Source organism: Shigella sp. FC1967, from assembly GCF_001743005.1.
Classification (GTDB): Bacteria; Pseudomonadota; Gammaproteobacteria; order Enterobacterales; family Enterobacteriaceae; genus Proteus.
Genome location: NZ_MIIZ01000700.1, coordinates 1 through 4,492 on the forward strand (window position 1 = coordinate 1; position 4,492 = coordinate 4,492).

The window sequence follows — 4,492 nt, forward strand, 5'->3', positions numbered from 1 at the left end:
TGCAATTAAACTACGAAAGTTTTTTATCTGTTGCGACACAATAGAGTAATCCATAAATGTACGGCAAATAGAAATCGTTCTTTATTTGTTCATTATTATTTACCTCATGAGCGAGCAAAAGTACAAGGAACGAATGATTTTTTTGATTTTCTTCTTTGGTGCAATAGGTAGCATTACAGGCGGTATCGCTTTTTTACCTTATAGGTTGGCGTAATACTAATCTCATCAGTATTGCCATCAGTATCATTATCTTATTAATTGCAATTAAACTACGAAAGTTTTTTATCTGTTGCGACACAATAGAGTAATCCATAAATGTACGGCAAATAGAAATCGTTCTTTATTTGTTCATTATTATCTTAAGCCCGCTATTTTAAGTGGGCTTTCACACAAAATGATACCTTTTGTTTTTCTTGTTGGATTGCATATCAGAAATCTATTTTGATAGAATCATAATATCGATTAACTTTTAAACTTAGAGAAGGAGGCTAATTATGCTTTTGTGTGATCTTATTGAATACTCACACTTCTTTGGTAATCGCCACAGCTCAGGCCCTCACAGTATTTTACTGCGTTAACCTGCCTGAGCGACGTTAACTATTACCTCTCCTCAGCTTACAGGGTTATCGCTTGATATTACCCAAGGCATTGTTGTGCCTAAAAATGAGTAAGCTATGAGCACATTATTATCTACACAAAATTTATCTTTCCATAACAATCACGGTTTATTATTAAACGATATTTCTTTAGCGCTAATTAAAAGGTGAGAAGATTGGTTTAATTGGTTATAACGGTTGTGGCAAAAGTACTTTATTAAAATTACTTTCACATCAATTATCACCAAGTTCAGGTACTATTTCTGTCGCTAATCAAACGGTTATAGCGTATATAGAACAGCACTTACCCACGGAATTACAGTCAATGACTTTAATTGATGCTGTACTTCATAAATTGCCTGAAGAATACAGATTATCTGAAGGCTGGCGAGCTGAGTTATTACTAAGTGAAATGGGGTTTAAACTTCACGAAAAAGATCTTCTTGTTTCGCAATTAAGTGGTGGTCAACACACGCGATTATTATTAGCGAGAGCGTTAATTATTGAGCCTGATTTATTATTACTTGATGAGCCCAGTAACCACCTCGATTTACCCACTATTTTATGGTTGGAAACATTTTTAAAACAGTGGCGTGGTAGCTTCATTCTCGTGTCTCATGATAATACGCTATTAGATAATGTTACGAATTGTACATGGATTATTCGTGATAAATCGCTGTCTCTCTTTCGATTACCCTGCTCTCAAGCTCGAGTAGCACAAGAAGAGCAAGATCTCAGTGCACAACATCGCCGTCATGCACAACAAAAAGAGATAGATAGAATAGCCCAAAGTGCGAAGCAACTCGCAATATGGGGTCACGTTTATGATAACGAGAATTTATCACGTAAAGCCAAGCAGATGGAAAAACAGATTGTTCGTTTAAAAGATGAGCAGACTGAAGTAACGTCTGGAAACCAGTGGGTATTGCAATTTTCGGGTACAACATTACGTGCTGATAGGCTCTGCGAATTAAATCAACTTGCTGTTATTCCTGCTGAAAATGCACCTACTTTGTATACCGTTGAAAATCAACGCATAAAAAGTGGTGATCGAATAGCAATAATTGGTGCTAATGGAACAGGCAAATCATCATTATTAAAGATGATTTGGTCACTTAGTTTAATTGAAACAAGTGAACAAAATGCAATAAAGCTGCATCCCCGAGTTGAATTGGGTTATTACGATCAAAAAATTTCTCAATTAGCTGATCATGATACCCTTTCTGATGCATTAAAACCTTTTGCACCATTAACGGATGAACAGAGAAAAATGGCACTTATTAGTGCTGGCTTTGTTTATACACGTCATGGGCAGAAAGTGAGTACATTAAGTGGAGGTGAACGTGCGCGCTTATTGTTTGTTGGCTTGAGTTTGGCAAACTATTCTTTATTAATGCTAGATGAACCTACAAACCATATTGATATGGAAGGCAAAAAGGCATTAGCTGAACAAATTAGCCAATTCCCTGGCGGTGTTTTATTAGTTAGCCATGATAGGGAGTTGATTGAAAATAGCTGTAATCGGTTTTGGTATATTCATCATGGTATTTTAACAGAGCACCATGATATTGAAGCCATTTATCAGCTTATTTCTGAAGAAGAAATACCAGAAACTCTGCTAATAGATAAATGCAATAATTTGCAGGATAGCTCATCAGTTACATTAGCTTCACATGATGATGACGAAAAACTCGTTAAGTTAATTGAGTTAGAAGAGAAATTAGAAGCTGATTTAGCGCGTAAAACTAACCATCAAAAACCGGCTTTACAGGCACAATGGAGATTAGAGATTAGTCAGTTAAAGCAAGCACTTAAAATTGATTTAAAATAGATAAGATTTTGTTTAAACAAAAAAGGATCACGGTGTGATCCTTTTTTTATTTCTGTTCTTATTTTACTAACTGATATTCAATAAGATATAAAGACTTCGTTGTCGGATAAATATCTTTGATAAGTGCTTTCAACACTGGGAGTGTCATCCCTTCTTGTTGTGCGTGATATTCATTGATATCGTCATAACCTAAAGGCGATACTGATATGATTTTCAGTTTTCCGTAATAAGTACGATGTTCATTAGCAAATAATTCAACAATGCTTCCCGGTTTGTAATCACTTTCACTTTCATCTCGAATAGTAATCACTTTTTTTTTCTTCAAGAATCGAAGGGATTAAACGCTCAAAAAAAAGTAATTTCTGTTGGTATTGCCGACATAATATAGACTCATAAATTTATTGATAATTTGCTTATTATCTTATCATATAAGAACTATTGTTTATTTTTTTTACCCGCTGAGGTGCTATGCAGGGCCTCTCTCTGAAGAAGCTTAGCCTTTCGCTCAATCCCCCAACGATAACCGGATAATTCACCATTTTGTCGAATGACACGATGGCATGGAATAGCAACTGCGAGCTTATTAGCTGCACAGGCATTAGCGACGGCTCGATATGCCTTAGGCGCGCCAATTTTTATCGGCAATTTCTTGGTAAGTCATAGTGTGACCCAAAGGAATATCTAGTAATGCTTGCCAAACTTTTTGCTGAAACACAGTACCTTGAATATCAAGAGGTAAAGATAAGGGTTGTTTGGGTAATTCAATAAAACCGATGACTTGTGCGACGATTTGCTCAAATTCTTCATTTGCACCGATTAATTCAGCCAGAGGAAATTGTTTCTGCAAATCTTCTAATAATCGCTCTGCATCATCACCTAACATAATGGCACAGATCCCCTTTTCACTTTGCGCCACAAGAATACTCCCTAAAGAGCACTGAGCAATTGCAAAAAAGATAGCAATATTCTTACCACCTGTACGCCAATTTGTTGGTGTCATCCCTAATATTGCAGTTGCATTTTCATAGAAACGGCTATTAGCGTTGAAACCTGATTGATAAATCGCATCTGTAATACTGCCATCTTGCACTAACGCTTTTTTTATTAATTTTTGACGATAAGCATTCGCATAATCTTTTGGTGTAATACCCATAATGGATTTAAAGAGACGATGAAAATGATATGGGCTTACCATAACATGCTCTGCAATACAGGTAAGCGACACATCACCGTTATTTTGTTCAATAAAACGGCAGGCTTGCTCAATAAGTTGATTATATTTACTCTCCATTATGGTAGTCCTTTCAATACGGGATTATGGTTATAATGGACAAACATAATAAATAAGTAACTCCGTTTATTGCTCTGTTACTCAGGTTTTTTAGATAATGCCCATAGATAAAGTGATGCCGTGGAGCCATAGGGTGAATAGCGTTTTCGGTAACGTTCGAAGCGGGCTTTATCCAATGTTTTATGACGATAAAGGCGCATAATTCCGCGTTGAATAGCCAAATCTCCCCAACTTAAAATATCTGGTCGATTAAGCGAAGAAATTAATAACATTTCTGCTGTCCAAATCCCAATACCTTTTAGTTGAGTTAAAGTATCAATAACCTCTTTATCTGTCAGATCAGGAATTTTATTTAAATTTAATTTTTCTGAAATAACGGCGTCAGCAATACCGATAATATAATTGGCTTTGCGCATAGTCATTCCGCACTGTTGTATCTCTTGCTCTGATAATTTTATGACACGCTCTGGCGTGTAAGTGCCTTCACATAAATTGAGTAACCGCTGGTTAACGGTGATGGCCGCAGAAATCGATATTTGTTGTTCAATAATGTTTTTAACTAATGCTGTGAATAGATCAGGTGTTAATGGTCGTTTAATTTCCCCTATTCTTTCAATAAGTGCTGCTAAACGTTTATCACACTGTTTTAACGCAGTTATCTCTCTTTCTCCATACTGAAAATACATAATCCCCCCAATAGAATAAAATACTGCAACAGTATAATGTAAAAATGCAAATGTGATGCACTCCATTTCTTGCTTTTTTATTTTTCAC

General features: G+C 35.9%; 4 protein-coding genes and 1 pseudogene. 1 reads left to right on the plus strand and 4 read right to left on the minus strand.

The features are described from left to right. Nucleotides 1-674: 674 nt before the first annotated feature. Nucleotides 675-2,427, plus strand: a pseudogene (locus tag BHE89_RS10300) (ABC-F family ATP-binding cassette domain-containing protein). Nucleotides 2,428-2,485: 58 nt separating this feature from the next. On the opposite strand, the gene yqfB reads toward BHE89_RS10300, so the two are convergent. The 4 genes from yqfB to BHE89_RS10315 all read right to left on the minus strand — a co-directional run bounded on the left by yqfB (nucleotide 2,486) and on the right by BHE89_RS10315 (nucleotide 4,404). Next, nucleotides 2,486-2,737, minus strand: coding sequence for a N(4)-acetylcytidine aminohydrolase (gene yqfB / locus BHE89_RS10305; protein ID WP_286146059.1), 252 nt, complete (start codon nucleotides 2,735-2,737; stop codon nucleotides 2,486-2,488). 125 nt (nucleotides 2,738-2,862) lie between these two features. Next, nucleotides 2,863-3,072 carry a methylated-DNA--[protein]-cysteine S-methyltransferase gene (locus tag BHE89_RS27425; RefSeq protein WP_458694214.1) on the minus strand — a complete coding sequence of 70 codons (210 nt, stop codon included), beginning with the start codon at nucleotides 3,070-3,072 and terminating at the stop codon, nucleotides 2,863-2,865. Beyond that, nucleotides 3,047-3,718 carry a bifunctional transcriptional activator/DNA repair enzyme AdaA gene (locus BHE89_RS10310; protein ID WP_458694215.1) on the minus strand — a complete coding sequence of 224 codons (672 nt, stop codon included), beginning with the start codon at nucleotides 3,716-3,718 and terminating at the stop codon, nucleotides 3,047-3,049. Before BHE89_RS10310 ends, BHE89_RS27425 begins: the two co-directional genes overlap by 26 nt. 77 nt (nucleotides 3,719-3,795) lie before the next feature. Further along, entirely contained in the window at nucleotides 3,796-4,404 is a 609-nt protein-coding gene (locus tag BHE89_RS10315; RefSeq protein ID WP_069367165.1) for a DNA-3-methyladenine glycosylase family protein, read from the minus strand. Nucleotides 4,405-4,492: the final 88 nt, after the last annotated feature.

What these genes read in the sequence shown, in the direction of transcription:
- BHE89_RS10310 (WP_458694215.1), bottom strand. Translation starts at nt 3,718, where the DNA reads ATGGAGAGTAAATATAATCAACTTATTGAGCAAGCCTGCCGTTTTATT.
- BHE89_RS10315 (WP_069367165.1), bottom strand. Translation starts at nt 4,404, where the DNA reads ATGTATTTTCAGTATGGAGAAAGAGAGATAACTGCGTTAAAACAGTGT.